This window comes from Paenibacillus sp. 1011MAR3C5 (genome assembly GCF_003591485.1).
Classification (GTDB): Bacteria; Bacillota; Bacilli; order Paenibacillales; family Paenibacillaceae; genus Pristimantibacillus.
In genome coordinates this window covers 60,491-78,998 of sequence record NZ_QZCF01000007.1, presented here as the reverse complement: position 1 = coordinate 78,998, position 18,508 = coordinate 60,491, and the positions used below count along the sequence as shown (strand labels likewise).

At 50.8% G+C, this 18,508-nt stretch carries 17 protein-coding genes and 1 riboswitch; of the genes, 3 read left to right on the top strand and 14 right to left on the bottom strand.

Annotation, left to right across the window (positions count from 1 at the left end):
• Window positions 1-167: 167 nt before the first annotated feature.
• Window positions 168-2,375: an Ig-like domain-containing protein gene (locus tag D3P07_RS20450; RefSeq protein WP_182914431.1), complete on the top strand. Its 2,208-nt coding sequence runs from the start codon at window positions 168-170 to the stop codon at window positions 2,373-2,375.
• Between the two features lie 98 nt (window positions 2,376-2,473).
• Here the strand turns inward: D3P07_RS20450 and D3P07_RS20445 are convergent, their stop codons facing one another.
• The 12 genes from D3P07_RS20445 to spoIIR form a co-directional block, all read right to left on the bottom strand.
• Window positions 2,474-3,430 (bottom strand): ABC transporter ATP-binding protein, encoded by a 957-nt coding sequence (locus D3P07_RS20445; RefSeq protein ID WP_119802119.1) that lies wholly within the window; start codon window positions 3,428-3,430, stop codon window positions 2,474-2,476.
• Entirely contained in the window at window positions 3,427-4,428 is a 1,002-nt protein-coding gene (locus D3P07_RS20440; RefSeq protein ID WP_119802118.1) for an ABC transporter ATP-binding protein, read from the bottom strand. Before D3P07_RS20440 ends, D3P07_RS20445 begins: the two co-directional genes overlap by 4 nt.
• A 33-nt stretch (window positions 4,429-4,461) precedes the next feature.
• The gene (locus D3P07_RS20435) at window positions 4,462-5,412 is read right to left on the bottom strand and encodes an ABC transporter permease (protein ID WP_119802117.1); all 951 of its coding nucleotides are present in this window, start codon (window positions 5,410-5,412) and stop codon (window positions 4,462-4,464) included.
• A 2-nt stretch (window positions 5,413-5,414) separates the two neighbouring features.
• Entirely contained in the window at window positions 5,415-6,347 is a 933-nt protein-coding gene (locus D3P07_RS20430; RefSeq protein WP_119802116.1) for an ABC transporter permease, read from the bottom strand.
• A gap of 125 nt (window positions 6,348-6,472) precedes the next feature.
• Window positions 6,473-8,149, bottom strand: coding sequence for a peptide ABC transporter substrate-binding protein (locus tag D3P07_RS20425; RefSeq protein WP_182914430.1), 1,677 nt, complete (start codon window positions 8,147-8,149; stop codon window positions 6,473-6,475).
• A 901-nt stretch (window positions 8,150-9,050) separates the two neighbouring features.
• Window positions 9,051-10,298 carry a serine hydroxymethyltransferase gene (locus D3P07_RS20420; RefSeq protein WP_119802114.1) on the bottom strand — a complete coding sequence of 416 codons (1,248 nt, stop codon included), beginning with the start codon at window positions 10,296-10,298 and terminating at the stop codon, window positions 9,051-9,053.
• Window positions 10,299-10,379: 81 nt separating this feature from the next.
• Window positions 10,380-10,985 carry a TIGR01440 family protein gene (locus D3P07_RS20415; protein WP_119802113.1) on the bottom strand — a complete coding sequence of 202 codons (606 nt, stop codon included), beginning with the start codon at window positions 10,983-10,985 and terminating at the stop codon, window positions 10,380-10,382.
• A gap of 31 nt (window positions 10,986-11,016) precedes the next feature.
• Window positions 11,017-11,475 carry a ribose 5-phosphate isomerase B gene (rpiB, locus tag D3P07_RS20410; RefSeq protein WP_119802112.1) on the bottom strand — a complete coding sequence of 153 codons (459 nt, stop codon included), beginning with the start codon at window positions 11,473-11,475 and terminating at the stop codon, window positions 11,017-11,019.
• Between the two features lie 124 nt (window positions 11,476-11,599).
• Window positions 11,600-11,681, bottom strand: a riboswitch (ZMP/ZTP riboswitch).
• A 60-nt stretch (window positions 11,682-11,741) separates the two neighbouring features.
• Window positions 11,742-12,323 (bottom strand): low molecular weight protein arginine phosphatase, encoded by a 582-nt coding sequence (locus D3P07_RS20405; RefSeq protein ID WP_119802111.1) that lies wholly within the window; start codon window positions 12,321-12,323, stop codon window positions 11,742-11,744.
• 40 nt (window positions 12,324-12,363) lie between these two features.
• Window positions 12,364-12,921, bottom strand: coding sequence for a manganese efflux pump MntP (locus D3P07_RS20400; RefSeq protein WP_119802110.1), 558 nt, complete (start codon window positions 12,919-12,921; stop codon window positions 12,364-12,366).
• A gap of 66 nt (window positions 12,922-12,987) precedes the next feature.
• Complete coding sequence (locus D3P07_RS20395) at window positions 12,988-14,079, bottom strand: L-threonylcarbamoyladenylate synthase (protein ID WP_119802109.1); 1,092 nt, start codon at window positions 14,077-14,079, stop codon at window positions 12,988-12,990.
• A gap of 170 nt (window positions 14,080-14,249) precedes the next feature.
• Window positions 14,250-14,978 (bottom strand): stage II sporulation protein R, encoded by a 729-nt coding sequence (gene spoIIR, locus D3P07_RS20390; RefSeq protein ID WP_119802108.1) that lies wholly within the window; start codon window positions 14,976-14,978, stop codon window positions 14,250-14,252.
• A 148-nt stretch (window positions 14,979-15,126) separates the two neighbouring features.
• On the opposite strand from spoIIR, the gene D3P07_RS20385 reads away from it, so the two are divergent.
• Together D3P07_RS20385 and D3P07_RS20380 are read left to right on the top strand one after the other, a co-directional pair.
• Window positions 15,127-16,023: an RNA polymerase sigma-70 factor gene (locus D3P07_RS20385; RefSeq protein WP_182914429.1), complete on the top strand. Its 897-nt coding sequence runs from the start codon at window positions 15,127-15,129 to the stop codon at window positions 16,021-16,023.
• 56 nt (window positions 16,024-16,079) lie between these two features.
• Entirely contained in the window at window positions 16,080-16,517 is a 438-nt protein-coding gene (locus tag D3P07_RS20380; RefSeq protein ID WP_119802106.1) for a carboxymuconolactone decarboxylase family protein, read from the top strand.
• Window positions 16,518-16,683: 166 nt separating this feature from the next.
• Here D3P07_RS20380 and sdaAA read toward each other — a convergent pair whose 3' ends face one another.
• Both sdaAA and sdaAB read right to left on the bottom strand, forming a co-directional pair.
• Window positions 16,684-17,577 (bottom strand): L-serine ammonia-lyase, iron-sulfur-dependent, subunit alpha, encoded by an 894-nt coding sequence (sdaAA, locus tag D3P07_RS20375; RefSeq protein ID WP_119802105.1) that lies wholly within the window; start codon window positions 17,575-17,577, stop codon window positions 16,684-16,686.
• The gene (gene sdaAB / locus D3P07_RS20370; protein WP_119802104.1) at window positions 17,555-18,307 is read right to left on the bottom strand and encodes an L-serine ammonia-lyase, iron-sulfur-dependent subunit beta; all 753 of its coding nucleotides are present in this window, start codon (window positions 18,305-18,307) and stop codon (window positions 17,555-17,557) included. The genes sdaAA and sdaAB overlap by 23 nt, the downstream gene beginning before the upstream one ends.
• Window positions 18,308-18,508 lie beyond the last annotated feature (201 nt).

The following is an 18,508-nucleotide window of genomic DNA, read 5'->3' as shown; positions in this document are numbered from 1 at the left end:
TTTAAAATGACCGTCGAAGCAGCGTTCCCCATGCAAATGTACAAGCTTAATTGAGGAATATCGTACCAATGACCTAGCCTTTCGTGTTCATTTTTGGGCCTTAAATGCCGTTAAACATAGAGAGAGGAATAAAAATCCACCTACGAAAGGAAAGGGATGTAGTGAAATTGAGTTCAAGTTGGGGCAAGTCGCTTATGAACGCGCGCAGATCGCTGGCAGCCATGATGGCGTTCGTCCTCGTCATGTCCAGCCTTGTGGGCGTCGCGAGCGCCGCGGAGGATACCATAACCGGAATAGAGTTGGATTATGATTCGTCGGATTATAACTCAGGCACATCATCGCTTGTCATGTTTGTAGAGGATGACAAGATCAATGTATCGGTGCTTGCAAGTCTATCGGGATCGGCATCGAAAAAAGACGTAACCACCGATGCCACTTGGAAAACATCCAATAGCTCTATCGTTAAAGTAGAGAAGGGCGTACTGACCGGTGTCGGCAAAGGCACAGCAACGATCAGCGCTACGTATAAAGGATTTACCGCTTCGATCAAAGCCACTTCCGATTACGTCTATGACGAGGTTGTGATTATGCAGGATGATCAAGCGGCACCCGCATCGATCTCGGACATCAAGCTGGGTGAAACGTTAACCTTCACTCTTGACGGAAAGAAGCAAGGCAACGTCACGAACATTACAACCGAAGCGACGTGGACGACATCGAGCGCCTCCGTAGCAACGGTAGATGACGGCAAAATCACGCTCGTCGGAACAGGAACCGCAACGATTACCGCCAAGTACAAAGGAAAGAGCGATACCGTCAAACTAACCGTCGTCTCTCCTTACAAGGGTATCGAGATCTTGCCTAAACCGGCTCATGACCTTCTTGAGCTTGAAATTGGCATGGATGATCATATCCTGCAAGCTATTGCCGAGCCGAAGACTGGCGGAACGCTGAACGTATCCGAGGATGCGAAATGGACCAGCGGCAACACGAAAGTGCTGACTGTCGAGAAAGGCGTAGTAACAGCAGTAGGAACCGGCAAAACAACCATTACGGTCAGCCATCTCGGCGTGACGGATACGATTACTGTCGTGGTACGGACACCTTATCAATCCATTAAGCTTTCGCCGGAGAAAGAATTCCATCTGCAGCTTCAAGATACGCCGCTTCAAGTGCGGGCGGATGTATTGAACAATGACAATGTGTCTTATGACATTACAGATGTAGGCGAATGGACATCCTCCGATGTGACAGTAGCAACTGTCGTACAAGGCAGAGTGATGCCAAAAGCGGTTGGCACGACCAAAATTACGGTCTCGCATAAAGGCGTCAGCAAGAGCATTGATGTAACCGTCTACCCGAGCATTACGAAGCTGAAGGTAGAGAAGGAAACCCTCGACGGATTCAAAGGCATTAGCGCCGCGCTTCCGAAAGTAACGGCTACTACCTTTGACGGATCTAGCGTTGATGTGTCGAAGCTGGTCAAGTGGTCGGTGAAGGATGACGACATTGCAGAAATCAAAGACAATGAATGGACAGCCAAAGAACTGGGCGAAACGACGTTTACAGCTACGCTCCAAGGCATGAAAGTAGAGACCAAGCTTATTGTGCATCTGAAGCCGGTCAAGCTGATAGCTGAAAACAAAGACTTGAGCATCGTGCTGGGCCGCTCGGCCTCTCTCCCAGCCGTAACCGTCATTTATGAAGACGGCGAGGAAGCCGATATCAGCAAATCGATCGAATGGAAAACAACATCGGATAATATTCTTCTTCTTGAGGACAGCATGAAAGGCCTTGAGGCCTCCACCGTAACATTGACGGGTACTTACCTCGCGAAGACCGTATCGGTACGCGTGAAGATCGAGGAAGAAATCGTGAAGCTGGAAGTAAGCCCCACGGTCATTGAGCTGAATCCTGGACGCTCGAAATCCATCAAAGTAACCGGCTATTACAAAAACGGCAAAAAAGTTTCTGTAGGCTCCCGGATTGACTGGGCGGTGGCCAATACAAAGGTAGCGACGGTAAGCGGAGCTTCCTCTGTCAAGGCAATCGACGTAGGCACAACCAAAGTAACGGGCTCCTATCAAGGCAACCCGATTGAAGTGACCGTTATCGTTACGCCGAAGCTGAAGTCACTGCAGTTGTCCGCTAAGTCTGTGCAGCTAGCACCTGGCGCCACATACAACGTATCGGTCCAGGCCGTCTACTATACCGGAAACCCGGCGAACGCTACTGGAAGCGCCGTATGGACGTCCTCCAAGCCAACCGTGGCTACGGTTAAGGATGGCAAAATAACAGCAGTCGCCAAAGGAAGCGCCTCTATTAAGGCTACATTCGGAGGCAAGAGCGCAACCATCCGCGTTACGGTTAAATAAGATCGTTAACACTAGGACCCTCTGTCATAGGACAGAGGGTCCTTAAACGTTAAAAGGCGAGGCCGGAATCATCCGGCCTCGCCTCTTCTATTTGCTTCTTAAGCGTAATGACAAGCTGCAAAGTGTCCTTGTCCTACGTCCACCAGCTTCGGTTCGTCAGTCTTGCATTTCTCTGTCGCGATCGGGCAGCGCGTATGGAACTGACAGCCGGAAGGCGGGTTGATCGGGCTCGGCAGATCGCCCTTCAAGACGATACGCTCTCGCTCCGCCTCTACCTTCGGATCCGGAATCGGAATCGCAGACAGCAGCGCTCTTGTATAAGGATGGCGGGGATTGTCGTACAGCTCGCTGCTTTCCGCAAGCTCAACAATCTTACCCAGGTACATAACCGCTACGCGGTCACTAATATGCTTAACCATGGACAGGTCATGCGCAATGAACAGATAGGTCAGCCCCATCTTCCGCTGCAGGTCCTGCATCAGGTTGACAACTTGCGCCTGAATAGATACGTCAAGCGCCGAGATCGGCTCATCGGCAATGATGAATGTCGGATCTACCGCAAGAGCGCGGGCAATCCCGATACGCTGGCGTTGACCGCCGGAGAATTCATGCGGATACCGCATGGCATGCTCCGGATTGAGGTTAACCAGATCAAGCAGACCCTCTACCTTGCGCTTGCGCTCGGTTTTGCTGCCGGCCAGATTATGAATGTCCAGCGCCTCGCCGATAATATCGCCGACCGTCATACGCGGGTTCAGCGATGCATACGGATCCTGGAAGATCATCTGCATGTTGCGGCGCAGCGCCTTCAGCTCAGCCCCCCGCAGCTTGTAGATGTCTTTCCCGTCGAACGTAACGCCGCCGCTAGTCGGCTCGTACAGACGCAGAATCGTGCGCCCCGCCGTCGATTTGCCGCAGCCGGATTCACCTACGACCCCAACGGTCTCACCACGGCCGATATCGAACGAGATTTCGTTAACGGCTTTCAGAATATTGCCTTTGCCCAAGTTAAAAAACTTGCGCAAGTCATTGACTTGAACTAATGGAGAGCTCATACCGGCACCTCCCGATTGGCGTAAGGATGCAGCATCCAGCATGCAGCCGCATGGGAGTCGCTTCCCTTGATGGCATGCAGGTTCGGATCGTTATCCACGCAGACTTTCATCGCTTCGTCGCAGCGTGCGCAGAAGCTGCAGCCCGCAGGCGGCTTAATCAGATCGGGCGGCGTGCCCGGAATCGGAATAAGCGGCTCGTCTTTTCTCTGGTCCAGACGAGGCAAGGAGCGCAGCAGGCCTCTGGTGTAAGGATGCTGCGGATTGGAGAAGATCTCCCACTTGGTGCCCTGCTCAACGATGCGTCCCGCGTACATAACGATTACGCGGTCACACACGTCGGCAACAACGCCAAGGTCATGCGTAATAAGGATAATAGAAGTGCCCATTTTTTGCTGCAGGTCCTTCATCACGCGCATGATTTGCGCCTGAATCGTAACGTCGAGAGCGGTTGTAGGCTCATCGGCAATCAGTAGCGAAGGATTGCAAGCCAAAGCGATTGCAATCATAACGCGCTGGCGCATACCGCCGGAGAATTGATGCGGATATTGCTTGATGCGCGCTTCGGGATTTGGGATGCCGACCAGATTGAGCATCTCAATCGCGCGGGCCGTAGCATCGCTTTTGCTAACGTTCTGATGCTTGATCAAGCCTTCCATGATCTGAGCGCCAACGGTTAGCGTAGGATTCAAGGATGTCATCGGATCCTGGAAGATCATCCCGATTTTATTGCCACGCACCGATTGCATTTCCTTTTCTGTCAAAGAAAGAAGCTCTTGTCCATCGAATTTGACCGAACCTTGTTTGATTCGGCTTGGCGGCGACGGGTTCAATCTCATAATCGATTGAGCCGTTACGCTTTTGCCAGATCCGGATTCGCCTACGATGGCGACCGCCTCTCCCTTCTTCACTTGAAAGGTAATGTCGCGGATCGCTTGCACTTCGCCGCCGTATACATCAAAGGAGACACTTAAATTATTTACTTCCAGCAAGGTCTTCATTGGTGGTGACCTCCTCTCAGCCAGGCTGTATAGTTATTTTTTCAGCTTCGGATCGAATGCGTCGCGCAGTCCGTCACCGAAGACGTTAAAGGCAAATATCGTTAAGCTTAGGAAGAATGCAGGGAAGAACAGACGCCATGGATAGATCGACATTGCTTTAACACCGTCGTCAATCATCGTACCCCATGAAGCAATAGGGGACTGTACACCAAGGCCCAAGAAGCTCAGGAATGCTTCCGTAAAGATTGCGCCCGGAATGGTTAAAGTCAAGGTAACCAAGATTGGTCCCATCGCATTGGGAATCAAATGGCGGAAAATAATACGCATTGCCCCTGCGCCCAGAGATTTGGAAGCAAGCGCATATTCCTGGTTTTTGAGCTGCATAATTTGACCGCGCACAATCCACGCCATATTAATCCACCCTGTGATCGACATCGCAATGATGATGGTGGTCAGGCTTGGCTCCATAACAACCAGCAACAGAATAACAACAAGCAAGTAAGGGATGGAGTACAAAATTTCGGCAAAACGGTTCATAACCTCGTCCACTTTACCGCCATAGTAGCCCATAATACCGCCATAAATAATCCCGATGATCAAATCGATCAATGCGGCTACTACACCGACGAACAACGACACCTGGGCTCCCTTCCATACGCGCTCGAACATATCGCGACCAAGGTCGTCCGTGCCAAACCAATGCGTACTGTTGGGCGGTTGGTTCGTATTCGTCAAATTATTGGTGAAGTGGTCAAATGGCCAAATAAAAGGCATAATAAAGGCCACCAAAACCAGTGCAATGATAATCCAGAAACCCGTCATCGCAAGCTTATTGCTCATCAGACGCATCTTGATGTCTTGCCATGCCGTCAAGCTGGCGCGGCCCGCCTCGTCGACGCGCACTTCCGCGCGTTCCAGCTTCTCAAACATATCCGGCGTCAAGGCGTCCGAACGTTCTTTATGATTAGAATTCAGGTTTGACATGGTTATTTACCCACCTTTCCGCCGGCGCGCATGCGCGGATCCACTAGAACATAAGCGATATCCGCCAAGAAACGACTTACCATGAGAATCACGGCGTAAAAAATGGTAATGCCCATAATTAACGGGTAATCACGATCTATGATACTAGTAACAAAATGCTTTCCGACGCCCGGAATCGCAAAAATTTTCTCTACGACTACGGAACCGGTAATAATACCGGCGGTCAGATAACCCAAATACGTAACGACAGGAAGCATGGAGTTTCGCAGGGCATGCTTCACAATGATTACATATCCGGAAAGCCCTTTGGATTTGGCAGTTTTAATAAAATCAGCATTCAATACTTCAATCATCGTCGATCTAAGAAGTCTTGCGATAACGGCAATTGGACCTGATGACAAAGCAATGGTCGGCAACACATAATCCATAGGACCGTTCAATCCAGCTACTTCAAACCACCCCAGCTTGTTTGCCAGGAAATATTGCATGACAGGTGCCAGTACGATACTCGGTATAGCTAAGCCAATAACGGCTAATGACATGGCCAGGTTATCAAGCAGCTTACGATGATACATAGCTGCGAGAATACCCAAGAGACATCCAACAACTACGGATGTTACAAGTGCGGAAAGACCTAATCGAAGGGAAGGACCAAACGATTGAGAGATCATCTTATCAACAGATTGGAACTTTTTCTTCATGGAGATACCCATATCGCCTTGAAGAAGGTTTTTTAGATAGGTGCCATACTGTACATAAAGCGGCTTATCCAAGCCGTAATACGCTTCCAAGTTTTTCTGAACGGCCTCGCTTGTCGCCTTCTCCGATTGCAGCGGGCTGCCGGGAATGGCATTCATAAGCAAGAATGTCACCGTTACGAGTAAAAACAAAGATATCAGCATAAAAACAAACTTTCCTGAAATGTAACGGAGCACACGATCACCCACTCTCTCACAATCTTTATTAACATTTCAAAAGGGTATATATAGAGACTATATATACCCTTCTGGAACTTAAGTTACTCTAAGTTAGTCGCTATAGATAGGGCAGGTTGAGTGACCTATTTTTTGCTACCGTGTACCCAGTCAAGGTGGCCAGCGTAATCGGAGATAACGCCTTCGAAGCCTTCTTTAACCATTGTTACAGTTGTGTAGTAGTAAGCTGGCAATACGCCCATATCTTCTTCGATAGCGATTTTCTCTGCTTCAGCCATCATTTTCATGCTTTCTTCAGGCGTTTCCGCTACCAAGGAGCCGTCAAGCAGCTGCTCAACTTTAGGGTTGTTGTATTTGCCGTCGTTGTTGCCGGATTTCGGATGGATCAGGTCATACGTGAAGTTGATTGGGTGGTTGATGTCAGCGCCCCAGCCGGAACGTGCGATATCAAATTGACCCGCTTTTCTAGTTTCCAGGAATGTACCCCATTCTTGGTTCGCCAGTTTCACTTCTACGCCCAGGCTCTTACGCCACATATCTACAACTGCTTCAGCCAGTTTCTTATGGCCTTCGCTTGTGTTGTACAGAAGCGTTACTTCAGGGAATGCAGTCAAGCCCAGTTCAGCAAGACCTTCTTCAAGCAATTTTTTCGCTTCTTCAAGGTTTTCTTGGAAGTAGCTGTCTGGATATACTTCACGGAACATCTTGCCTTCTGGACCAGCGATGGACGGCGGTACCAGACCGAATGCCGGTTGTTGATTCGCTTGTGCCACGTTGTCAATCAGGGATTGACGGTCGATGGACATCGAGAACGCTTTACGAACTTTTGCGTTGTTGAAAGGTACTTTGTCGTTGTTGAACAGGTAGTAATAAGTCGACGCAACAGCTGTAACTTCAGCTTTGCCTTCGTCGATCAGTTTTTTCGTCAGGTCCGTTGGCACAGATCCTGCTTGAGCACCGATCCAGTCGATTTTGTTAGTTTCAAACAATTGGTAAACCGTGTTCTCGTCTTCAACAAGGGAAATCGTTACTTTGTCGAAGTTGATCGCATCTTTGTTGTAGTAATCAGGGTTTTTCTCAAGAACCAGCTTGTCAGCATGCGCCCATTGCTTCAGAAGGAAAGGACCGTTGGAAACAATCGTTTTCGCTTCAGCAGCCCAATCAGCAGCAGCTTCTACAGTAGCCTGGTGAACTGGCAGGTACGTGTAGTGAGCCAGAAGGCTTGGGAAGTATGGAGCTGGCGTGTACAGTTTAACTTCCAGCGTGTAATCGCCAGTAGCTTTAACGCCTACTTCATCAGCGGATCCTTCGCCGGAGTTGTATTTCTCGCCGTTCTCAAGGTAGAACAGCATGTATGCGTACTCGGAAGCTGTCTCTGGGTTCAAAGAACGTTTCCAAGCAAATTCAAAGTCATGTGCAGTTACAGGGTCACCATTGCTCCACTTTGCATCTTCGCGAAGGGTGATCGTGTATGTTTTGCCGTCTTCAGAAGCATTGATTTCTTTTGCAAGTGCATTCTCAGGCTCGCCTTTCGTGTTCAGACGAGTAAGACCTTCGTACAGACCTGCAGCTACGATGCTGGACTGAGCGTCCGTCATCAAGGCAGGGTCCAAGCTAGGTGGCTCGCTCGCAAGTGTGAAACGGAACTCTTGAGGTGCTTTTGTCTCTCCTCCGTTGTTCGCGCCGCCATTGTTCGAAGGCGTTGGCTTGTTGTTGTCGCTGGAGCAAGCTGCAAGCAGCATGCTGAAAGCGATCACGAGCACAAGCATGAATTGCACTGGCTTTTTGAAATTTTCTTTCACCAACATCAACTCCCACTTTCTATAATAATTTTTTTAAAACCGTAAGTAATGAGATAAAGCTCAATATTGCATGGATGTAACAATAATTAACATGGTTTTAATAATTATTCGACGTTAAACAATATACAACTTCAATTGAACAATTGTCAACTATTTGATGCGCTTAAATCCTTCCAATATGCGTTTTTACTATGTCCTACTATAGAAAATTTATGAGCAAATTGGATTAATTATTCACTCCGGCCTGTCTTTATTACGGCAGTACATATAAGCGTTAAAACATTCTAGAATTAATGCATACAAGCATTAATGCAGACTAGCATTAATGCTTGTATGTGATGACTCGACCCTGTGTTAATGCATATGCGCATTAACACAATACGGCTTTAACGTATATTATAGAAGAAACACATTTTTCATTCTCAAATTCTGCAGGCTAATATTCATCTTATGCACTTGTTAATTCCGGCTATCACTCGATTTTCTATTTCCTTATATGTAATATTATAGAATATAAAATATATTACGTATCAATGAAATAAAAAACCATCGATTCCCAATAAAACATGTTTATCGTTCGTTTTTATCTTCATTTCATACCCATTAAAACGTGCCATGAAACCCAGTACGGTGAATTGGCTCTAATTTGAGCACTCGCATGCCATTATGCCCATCCTATACTAAACCTTTTCAATCATGATTGCAGCATACGTAAAAAGTTACCAAATCGCTGATTAAATCATTTTCTCCGCCTGCTATTGCTTATACTGATCTGGATCAATCATTACACTCCATAATCATTTGCCAACTCTTTTTTACACAATTTCCATGATTTGATGGGTATATGCACATAAAAAAGCTCCCGGCGCAATGGCCGAGAGCTTCTGAACAGCAGCTTCAATTAATAAGTCATACCCGGATAAAGAGGGAACTTCGCAGTCAAATCACGCACCATGCCTTTGGCTTGATCCAGAACAGATTGATCCTCTGGATTCTTCAGAACCAGCGCCATGACCTCTGCGATAACCTTCATCGCGTCTTCGTTCATGCCGCGGGCAGTTGCTGCAGGCGTACCTACACGAATGCCGCTTGTAACGAATGGACTAGTTGGATCGAATGGAATTGCATTTTTATTCACCGTAATGCCAACTTGATCGAGTACATGCTCCGCTACTTTTCCTGTAATATTCAGGTTGCGCGTATCGATCAGCATCAAGTGGTTGTCAGTGCCGCCGGAGACGATATTGATGCCCTTGGAGATCAGTTCTTCCGACAGAACCTTGGCGTTGCTCACTACATTTTTCGCGTATTCTTTGAATGAAGGATGCAGAGCTTCACCGAATGCCACTGCTTTAGCCGCAATAATATGCATTAGCGGGCCGCCCTGGGAGCCTGGGAATACCGCTTTATCAATAGCTGCCGCCCATGCTTTTCTGCACAGGATCATGCCGCCGCGAGGTCCGCGAAGCGTCTTGTGCGTCGTAGTCGTTACGAAATGAGCGTGCGGTACCGGACTTGGATGCAAGCCAGCTGCAACCAAACCAGCGATATGCGCCATATCGACCATGAACAATGCGCCGACTTCGTTGGCGATCTGACCAAGCTTTTCAAAATCGATAATGCGCGGGTACGCACTTGCGCCTGCTACGATCATACGAGGACGATGTTTGAAAGCCAGCTTGCGCACTTCTTCATAATCGATCGTGAAGGAGTCTTCTTGTACGCCATATGCCACAAAGTTATACAGCAAGCCCGAAGCATTGACAGGGCTGCCATGCGTCAAGTGGCCGCCGTGTGCCAGGTTCATGCCAAGCACAGTATCGCCGGGCTTCAGTGCAGCCAGGTAGACAGCCATATTCGCTTGCGCGCCGGAATGCGGCTGAACGTTCGCATGCTCGGCTCCGAACAGCTCCTTGGCACGGTCGCGCGCAATGTCTTCCACAATATCCACATGCTCGCAGCCGCCATAGTAACGCTTGTTTGGATAGCCTTCTGCGTATTTGTTCGTCAGTACGGAGCCCATAGCCTCCAGTACCGCTTCACTGACGATATTCTCCGATGCGATCAGCTCGATGTTGTCGCGCTGACGTTGCAGCTCAAGGCCTAGCGCCTTCAATACTTCTGGATCTTGCTTGCGTAATTGTTCCACCTTTAGTTCCTCCTTGTATCAATGCTTGTATAATAGCGAAACACACTTTCATACCGTCAAAGCGTCCTTCGCGCAATCACCCTACTCGCATGTCCCGGCTTGCTGCTCCGCCCTCAAGCTGCTGCTCGCGTCATAGACCGCTCTCGCTCCGCCGATCAGCTTCGGTCTTGTAATAGCCATCGTGACGTGAGCTTCGCCAATCGTCTTAATGGACGGTCTCACCGGAACGGCAACCCGCTTCAAATGCATGCCGATGAACGTATCGCCAATGTCGACGCCTGCATGTGCTTCCAATCGTTCCACCAGGCATGGCTTGGCAAATTGACCGTATGCATAGGCAGCCATGGATCCTCCAGCCTTCGGCACAGGTACAGCATAGACAATCTCAAGACCGCGCTGCACGGCCTCATCTTCCTCGATAACTAACGCACGATTCAGATGCTCGCAGCATTGGTAGACGGGAACAAACGGAATCTGCTTTCTGACCGCTTCGACGCCCGCATAGACAGCCGCCGCCGTCTCCACGGCTCCCGATGTGCCGATTCGATAGCCAAGCATCTCACTTGTACTTACCCCAATTACAAGGAGATGACCCGCTTCCAGCTTGCCGGCTAACGCGAGCTCTCTGACAACAGTCTCTACTTGCCCAGCAATTTCCGCTTGCTGCTCATTAGGTTCATTGATCATTTAGTCGTCCCTCCTTCCCTGAAACCAGCTGTTAGGGATGAACGGAGAAACGCTTCTCCAACTGCATAACTTTGTCGATTCGGCCTGCATGACGGTCGGCGTTCGAGAACGGCGTCTCCAGCCATACTTTAACAATCTCTCCGGCTACACCAGGTCCAATGACGCGCTCGCCCATAGCCAGGACGTTCGTATCATTATGCTCCCGAGTCGCCTTCGCCGAGAAGATATCATGCACCAACGCGCAGCGAATGCCCGGATATTTGTTTGCCGCGATGGACATGCCTATGCCCGTGCCGCAAATCAATATGCCGCGATCCGCCTTGCCGCTTGCCACCATCTCACAAACCGGCAGCGCATAATCCGGATAGTCGACCGACTGCTCGCAATCGCAGCCAACATCCTCAATCTCATGACCCAGTGCTTCAATAATCGGAACAAGCTCATCCTTCAAACGGTAACCGCCGTGATCGGCGCCAATCGCAATCTTCAATGTGAACACCATCCTGCCTTAAGTTGTAAGAGTCATTGCTTCCTGCAAATAACCTATGGTGATAGTATACCTTGTTCCGGCCAAAAAGACGAAAAAAGAGCAAGACATGCTTATTCAGCATGCTGCTCTTTGCCCAGGCGACCGGCCGTATATTCCGATGCTCCACCGTGGTTAGCCCACTTCCGTCGCCAGTTACATCGGAAACCCTTTTGTCTCCATCATCATAGCTCATATCTGTTCAGAAATCAATCATTTAGCACGTCTAATTACGGACGTTTCGACAACTTTTCGAGCAGCTTTTGGATGGAAGCTTCAATCTCTTGGGAGCAGCTGTCGTAGACGGATTGCGGCCCTCCGAACGGATCGGCGATATCGAAGCTTGGAATGCGCTGCTCCAGCTCCAGCAGACGCTGCCTCTCAGAAGCGCTAAGCTGTTGGCCAAGCGCGCTCTTCATCTGCATTTCGGTATAAAGGCCTTCCAGCTCCAATATATCCTGCAGAACATGATCATCTTGGTAAGCGAACTCTTTGAGCGAATAGGTCTTGTCGACCGCATCCGGATGATAATGAAGCAAAGAGCGCTTATGGCTTGAAGTCATCGTTAAAATCAAATCGGCCCAGTCCACGGCCTCAGCCGTTATTGCCCGCGAGGAGCCCGTATGCTCAATGTCTCTGAGCCTGAGCGTAGATAGGGTATTCGAAGAGATCGGCAGGCCGTCTATCGTCGATACGCCCGCTGAGCGGACAGCCACCGTTATGCCCCGCAATGCGGCATGACGACGCAGCAGCGCCTCCGCCATGGGCGAACGGCAAGTATTTCCAGTACAGACGAACAAAATACGTTTCATTGCGCCAGCTCCTTTGTATGAACGGTTACCTTCCACTTCACTAGACAATAAATAAAATGCCGAAAACAAGCAATATGGCGCCGCCGCATGCCTCCCCATACTCACCCAGCTTGCTGCTCACCTTACGGCCTAGCAATAAGCCCAGCATGGACATCATTCCGCCGAAAAAGCCGAATAGCAAAATGGTCAGCCATAAGTCAGCAGAAAACATTCCCAGTGTTACACCTACCGAGAAAGCGTCTACGCTTACACTTAAGGCCAGGACAAGCAGCCCCAGCGACGAACGGTAATTGAATGTCGGCACGCCTTCTCCTCTGATGGAGCTATAGATCATATGACCACCAAGCAATAGGAGCAAGACGCCGGCGGCCGTTGTGGCAACATTGCCCAGCAGCCCGCTCACGAATTGTCCCGTCATCAAACCTCCGATGGGCATTAGAATATGAAAAAGACCAATAACCGCGCCAAGCTTTACGATATCCAGCAGTCGAATGCCCTTCAGTCCAATGCCTAATCCGAGCGAGAACGCATCGAATCCAAGCGCCACAGCAATAATGAGCAGCGTCAGAAACTGCCCCATATACGCATTAACGTCCATTCGCACATCTCCCCCATGTAAGGCCGCATTCACTAACCAACATATGCGGACATAGGGACAAACATACTACTTGTCTAATTCAATGAGCATACCGCCGGCCGCCTTCACCAGACGGTTCATAAGCGCATCGCCTATGCCTTCCGGGCGACAAGCCTCGGACCATATGCGGCCAATCCCCGCTTCATCGAATTGGCGAAGCGCCCCGTAGAGACGATGGGCTGCTTCCTCCGGCTTGCTCTCGCTGCCGAGGTCCAGCACAAGATCGGCTTCATAACGGCTTGACCGCTCACTGAAAGAAAGAATGCCGGTAGCCACACCGTCTGCCTTCGACTGTCTAGCCTGTTCATTCACATACGAGATAACAGCCTCGGGCTGACCCTGAATGATGGAAAGCTCGCCTTTTGGCGCATAATGGGTATACTTCATGCCAGGCGATCTCGGTTTCTCTGGCGCTGCGCTTGTCTCAGGCTCGCTGACGATCTCCGCATCCGGGAAAGCAAGGCGAAGCGCTTCTTCTGTCACGCCGCCCGGTCTCAATATGCGAATGCCGCGCTCTCCTTCCAGCTCGACCACTGTCGATTCCAATCCGACGCCTGTAGCCCCGCCATCCAAGATGCCATCTATGCGGCCAGACAGATCCTCCATCACATGCGCAGCTAATGTCGGGCTGGGCCTGCCGGAGCGATTCGCACTCGGCGCGGCTACCGGGCATCCCGCCAGCTTGATCAGCTCCAGTGCAACAGGATGGTCGGGCATGCGGATGCCAACGGTCCGGAGATTGGCTGTCACAAGGGGAGACAGTACATCCGGACGCACCGGCAGCACGATCGTAAGCGGTCCCGGCCAGAACCGCTTCATCAGACGCCCCGCAAGCGGCGGATAAGGAAGAACCAGCCCGTCCAAATCCGTCTCACTAGCCACGTGTACGATAAGCGGGTTGTCCGATGGCCTTCCCTTGGCCTGAAAGATGCCTGCCACCGCTTCCGTGTTGAGCGCATTGGCTCCAAGCCCGTATACCGTCTCAGTAGGAAAAGCAATAAGCCCTCCCTGTCTTACGATATCGGCAGCCTGGCGCAGCGCTTCTCCTGCCTCTTGGGCATAACTGGCTGTTGCCGATTCTTTATCTTGAACGATCCAAACTTTCGTATTCAGTACCATATATTCAATCCTCTTACTCTGCCTTTAGTGTCCGTATCACCGCTATTATAGCACAATCCCATTGGTTTCGAGCGCTTCTCGTCAGGGATGAACGGGGTTTCGCATTTATGAAGAAAAGCAAAACGCCGTCATTCCTTATGGACTAGGAAAACGGCGAATATTGGGGTAACTTAGAACAAGGATTTAATCCAATCGATCAACGACTGCAGCAGCTCCCATAGAAAAAATTTCGCTTTCGGCGTGTCAGCTCCATGATCCTCAGCTGTAACCGCATTGTCATTAACGGCTGAACCCGCTTCTGCCGACACCGTCACCGCTGCGCCTTCTTGCGCTGGACCGGAAGCGGCGGACGCTTCGCCTGACACAGCATCTACAAAGCATAGCGGAGGAAACAGTACGCACCACCAGTTTTGCCCCTGTCCTTCGCCGATCGTAATCAACAGCGCTTCATATTGCCCTGCAGGATAAACTTTGTTGCCATACATTTTTGTCGGAAATTCAACTAAGCCAAGCTCAGCACTGGAATCGTAAGCAAAGCCTCTGCTCTGCAGCACATCCGCTACGATCTGCTGAAGCTCCGGCAGCTTGGACTGAATCGTCGCACGAGCTTCCTCGATCGTCTGCTGTCCTGTCGCCCAGCCATTCATCGCTTTGACAATTTCATCGCGAACAACACGCTTAACAAGCTGGTCGGACGGACTGTCCGAATTAGCTAATATACGAAGCCGGATCGCTTCCTCGGGAATTCCGCCTTTGGCTAAGGCAGCATCCATTTGTTGCGATTCCCAGCTCATGATCAACACCATCAATACCATTATAATTAAGCCATAGGATTTGCGATAAGGAAAACGGAAAGGTGAAACGGAACGATAGGAAGAATAGGAATAAGTACGGGACATGACACAAGCTCCTCTCGCGCACCCGCCGGTGCGTCTGCTTGCGTTCCGGAACGTCTCTATCCGTCATTATGCCCGCGATGTCAAATCTATAAACCTATCAGCCTATCATAAAAACAAATTTCAACAAGAGAAGGAGCGAATCTGCCTTATGCATGAACCGCAGCCCTATGAAGCTTACCGCCCCCTGCTGCTCAGTCTGGCTTATCGAATGCTAGGTTCCGTCAGCGATGCCGAGGATATCGTGCAGGAGGTATTCCTGGACTATTATCAGCTGGACCATAAGGGGATCAGGCATGAGAAAGCTTATCTGGCGAAGATGGTCACCCATCGATGCTTGAACGAGCAGCAGTCCGCACGCAAGAGACGAGAGACGTATGTCGGCAACTGGCTGCCTGAGCCTGACGTTGTCTATAGCGCCAATTGGACCGGCGACCCCGCCGACATGCTGGAGAAGACCGAAGCTATTACCTATGCCATGCTGGTAATGATGGAGAATTTGAGCGCCGTCGAACGAGCCGTATTTGTGCTTAGAGAGACATTCTCCTTCGACTACTCGGACATTGCGGAGATCATCGGCAAATCGGAGGCGAACTGCAGAAAGCTGCTAAGCAGAGCCAGGGAAAAACTGGATGGATTGCCGGATACGCCTGTCTTCCATAATGTCCGGGCGATGGAGCTGGCAGGCGCCTTTATAAGAGCAGCGGAGACCGGGGATACAGCCGCATTAGTCGGCATGCTGACGGAGGACGCGATTATGATCTCGGACGGCGGCGGCAAAGTACGCGCAGCCATCTTCCCAATCCTGGGACGCGAACGTATTATGGCATTCTTCGGCGGACTCGCCCGCAAAGGACACCAGCCTCACGCTTATATTCCGGCAACGGTCAGCGGGCAAGCCGGTCTCCTGGTGCATCAAGACGGCCAAGCAACTAGGGTGCTTACCTTCCAGTGGGATGCTTCCGGCGAGAAGATCGAGCGGATCTATCTCGTTATGAACCCCGATAAACTAACGCATGTCACAAATACGGATGCTAATTTGTCTTAGATGTATAGCCGGTTCCTAACTCGAATCGGCCACATCAGACAAGGAGTGTGGATGAAATGAGCAATAGAATCAATATCCATCAAGTGAATCCGGAGGCGTACGCGGCGATGAGCGGCATGGAGAAATTCGTAAGAGCTTCAAGCCTGGAGAAGCCGATTATCGAATTGGTGAAAATACGCGCGTCGCAAATAAACGGCTGCGCATTCTGCATTAATATGCATACAAAGGAAGCGCGGAGCGAGGGAGAGACGGAGCAGCGCATCTATGCGCTAAGCGCCTGGAGAGATACGCCATATTTTTCGGAGAAGGAACGAGCTGCGCTGGCATTGACGGAGGCTGTTACGCTAATTTCGAGCCAACATGTGACTGATGATGTGTACCAAGAATCTTCGAAGCACTTCGACGATAAATCATTGTCCGAGCTCATCATGGCCATTATTACCATAAACGGCTGGAACCGCATTGCCATTACAACCGGTTTAATGCCGGAGTAGACCTGCCATTGCAAAGGCGATAGAGCGTTGTCGCGCTCCAAAGAGTTAGTCGCTCAAACGAGCGGAACCTCCACTTCCACAGGCAATGCGGTTGCGGAGGTTCTTTCGGTTGCGCTGTGATGCAGACAAATGCCATGTCTGTTGGCTGCGCTTTGAAACAACCAAGTTATGGCTCCTTTGGCTTGGTGCGAAGCGAGCTCAGATTACGCAGTATCGCTTTGCCGGTCGGCGTCTGGGCAAGCCCCCCGCCGGCGGTCTCACGATGCTTCTCCGGCATGGCAGAGCCCACCTCCAGCATCACTTGAATCACTTCATCCGACGGGATAGCGCTTCGCACACCCGCGAGCGCCATATCGGCTGCTGCGAGCGCTGTCACCGCGCCGAAACCGTTGCGTACGATGCAGGGCACCTCCACCAGCCCGCCGACCGGATCGCAGATGAGGCCGAGCGTGTTCTTCAGCGCCAGCCCTACGGCATGAACAGCTTGAGCCGGATTGCCGCCCTGCATCTCCGTCAGCGCGCCCGCCGCCATTGCGATGGCGGAACCGACCTCCGCCTGACAGCCGCCTTCCGCACCGGATACAAAGGAGTTATTGGCAATGACATAACCGATCGCACCCGCCGTGAACAAACCGTGCGTCATATGCTCGTCCGACCAGCCATACCGCTCCTGGCAGCTGACGAACACCCCGGGAATAATCCCGCAAGAGCCTGCCGTCGGCGTCGCAATGATGCGCCCCATGGAAGCATTCACTTCCGATACTGCAAGCGCGTAGGCCATTGCATCACCTGCAATGCCTAGATTGGATGGAGATTGCTTATTATAAGCGGCGACCCGCTGAGCATCGAGACCCGTCAGCCCGCTGCGGGAGGTCGTGTCCTCCGTCAGTCCCCGCCGCACCGCGTCTTTCATCACTGCGTAATAGTCCGTCATCTTCGCAAATTCCGCTTCGGGGGACTGTCCGGACTCGGCCGCTTGCTCCGTAACCATTAACGCTCCGATGCTTATCTCTTCATCAGCGCATAGCTTGGCTAGCTCATTCAGATGGCGAAACCTCATTCTCTTCCGCTCCTTTCGGTCCTTCCTCGGGACTTTGCAGCTTCTTTACCATCGAGAATTTATCCGTAATATCGACCACGCGGATCGATTGAATCGCATGGACTTTCCCCAATTGGTTTAGCATATCCGTCGTAATCTCCGTATCCAGCTCAATGACGGTCAACGCATCTCCGCTGCGGCTTTTCCGATCGACGGACATATAGCCGATATTGGAATGCTCCTCCTTCAGCTCGCCCGTAATATCAGCAATCACTCCCGGCAGATCCGCATGAAAAAGCACAAGCGTCGGATAGATCGCGGTCATTTTCACTCGGAAGCCATTAATCTCTACGATTTCGATATTGCCTCCGCCAATGGAGATGCCCACGGCCTCTATGCTTTCTCCCGCCGCGCTTACCAGCTTCACACGAGCTGTATTGGGATGCGGATACAGCCCTCTGCCTTCGCGAAAGTTAACCTCTATCCCTATTTCTTCTGCAAGACGGATCGCATCCGGGATGCGTGGATCATCCGTTAGGAAGTCAAGAATGCCGCCGATGATCGCAACATCTGTACCATGGCCGGCATACGTAGCGGCGAAGGAGCCATAGAACGCCACATCCGCCTTCGCAGGCGGAGCACCAAGCAGATGCCTGGCTGAACGGCCGATCCGGGCGGCCCCAGCCGTATGTGAGCTGGACGGTCCGACCATAGCCGGCCCGATAATCGAGAATACATCCTTAAATCTCATACGATACCCCGCTCTCGTTCACAAAGTTCTACTGACGGAATGCCGCCAAGCGGAACAATCATTCCCATTGTTGTGTTCACAGTAGTGTATGCTGACGAGTTTCGCTTCAACCATACTCTCACGCAAAAAAACGGAACGGTCGCTGCCGATTGGGCATAGCCAATCGGTCCCTAGCGACCATTCCGTCTTTCATTTCTTTCT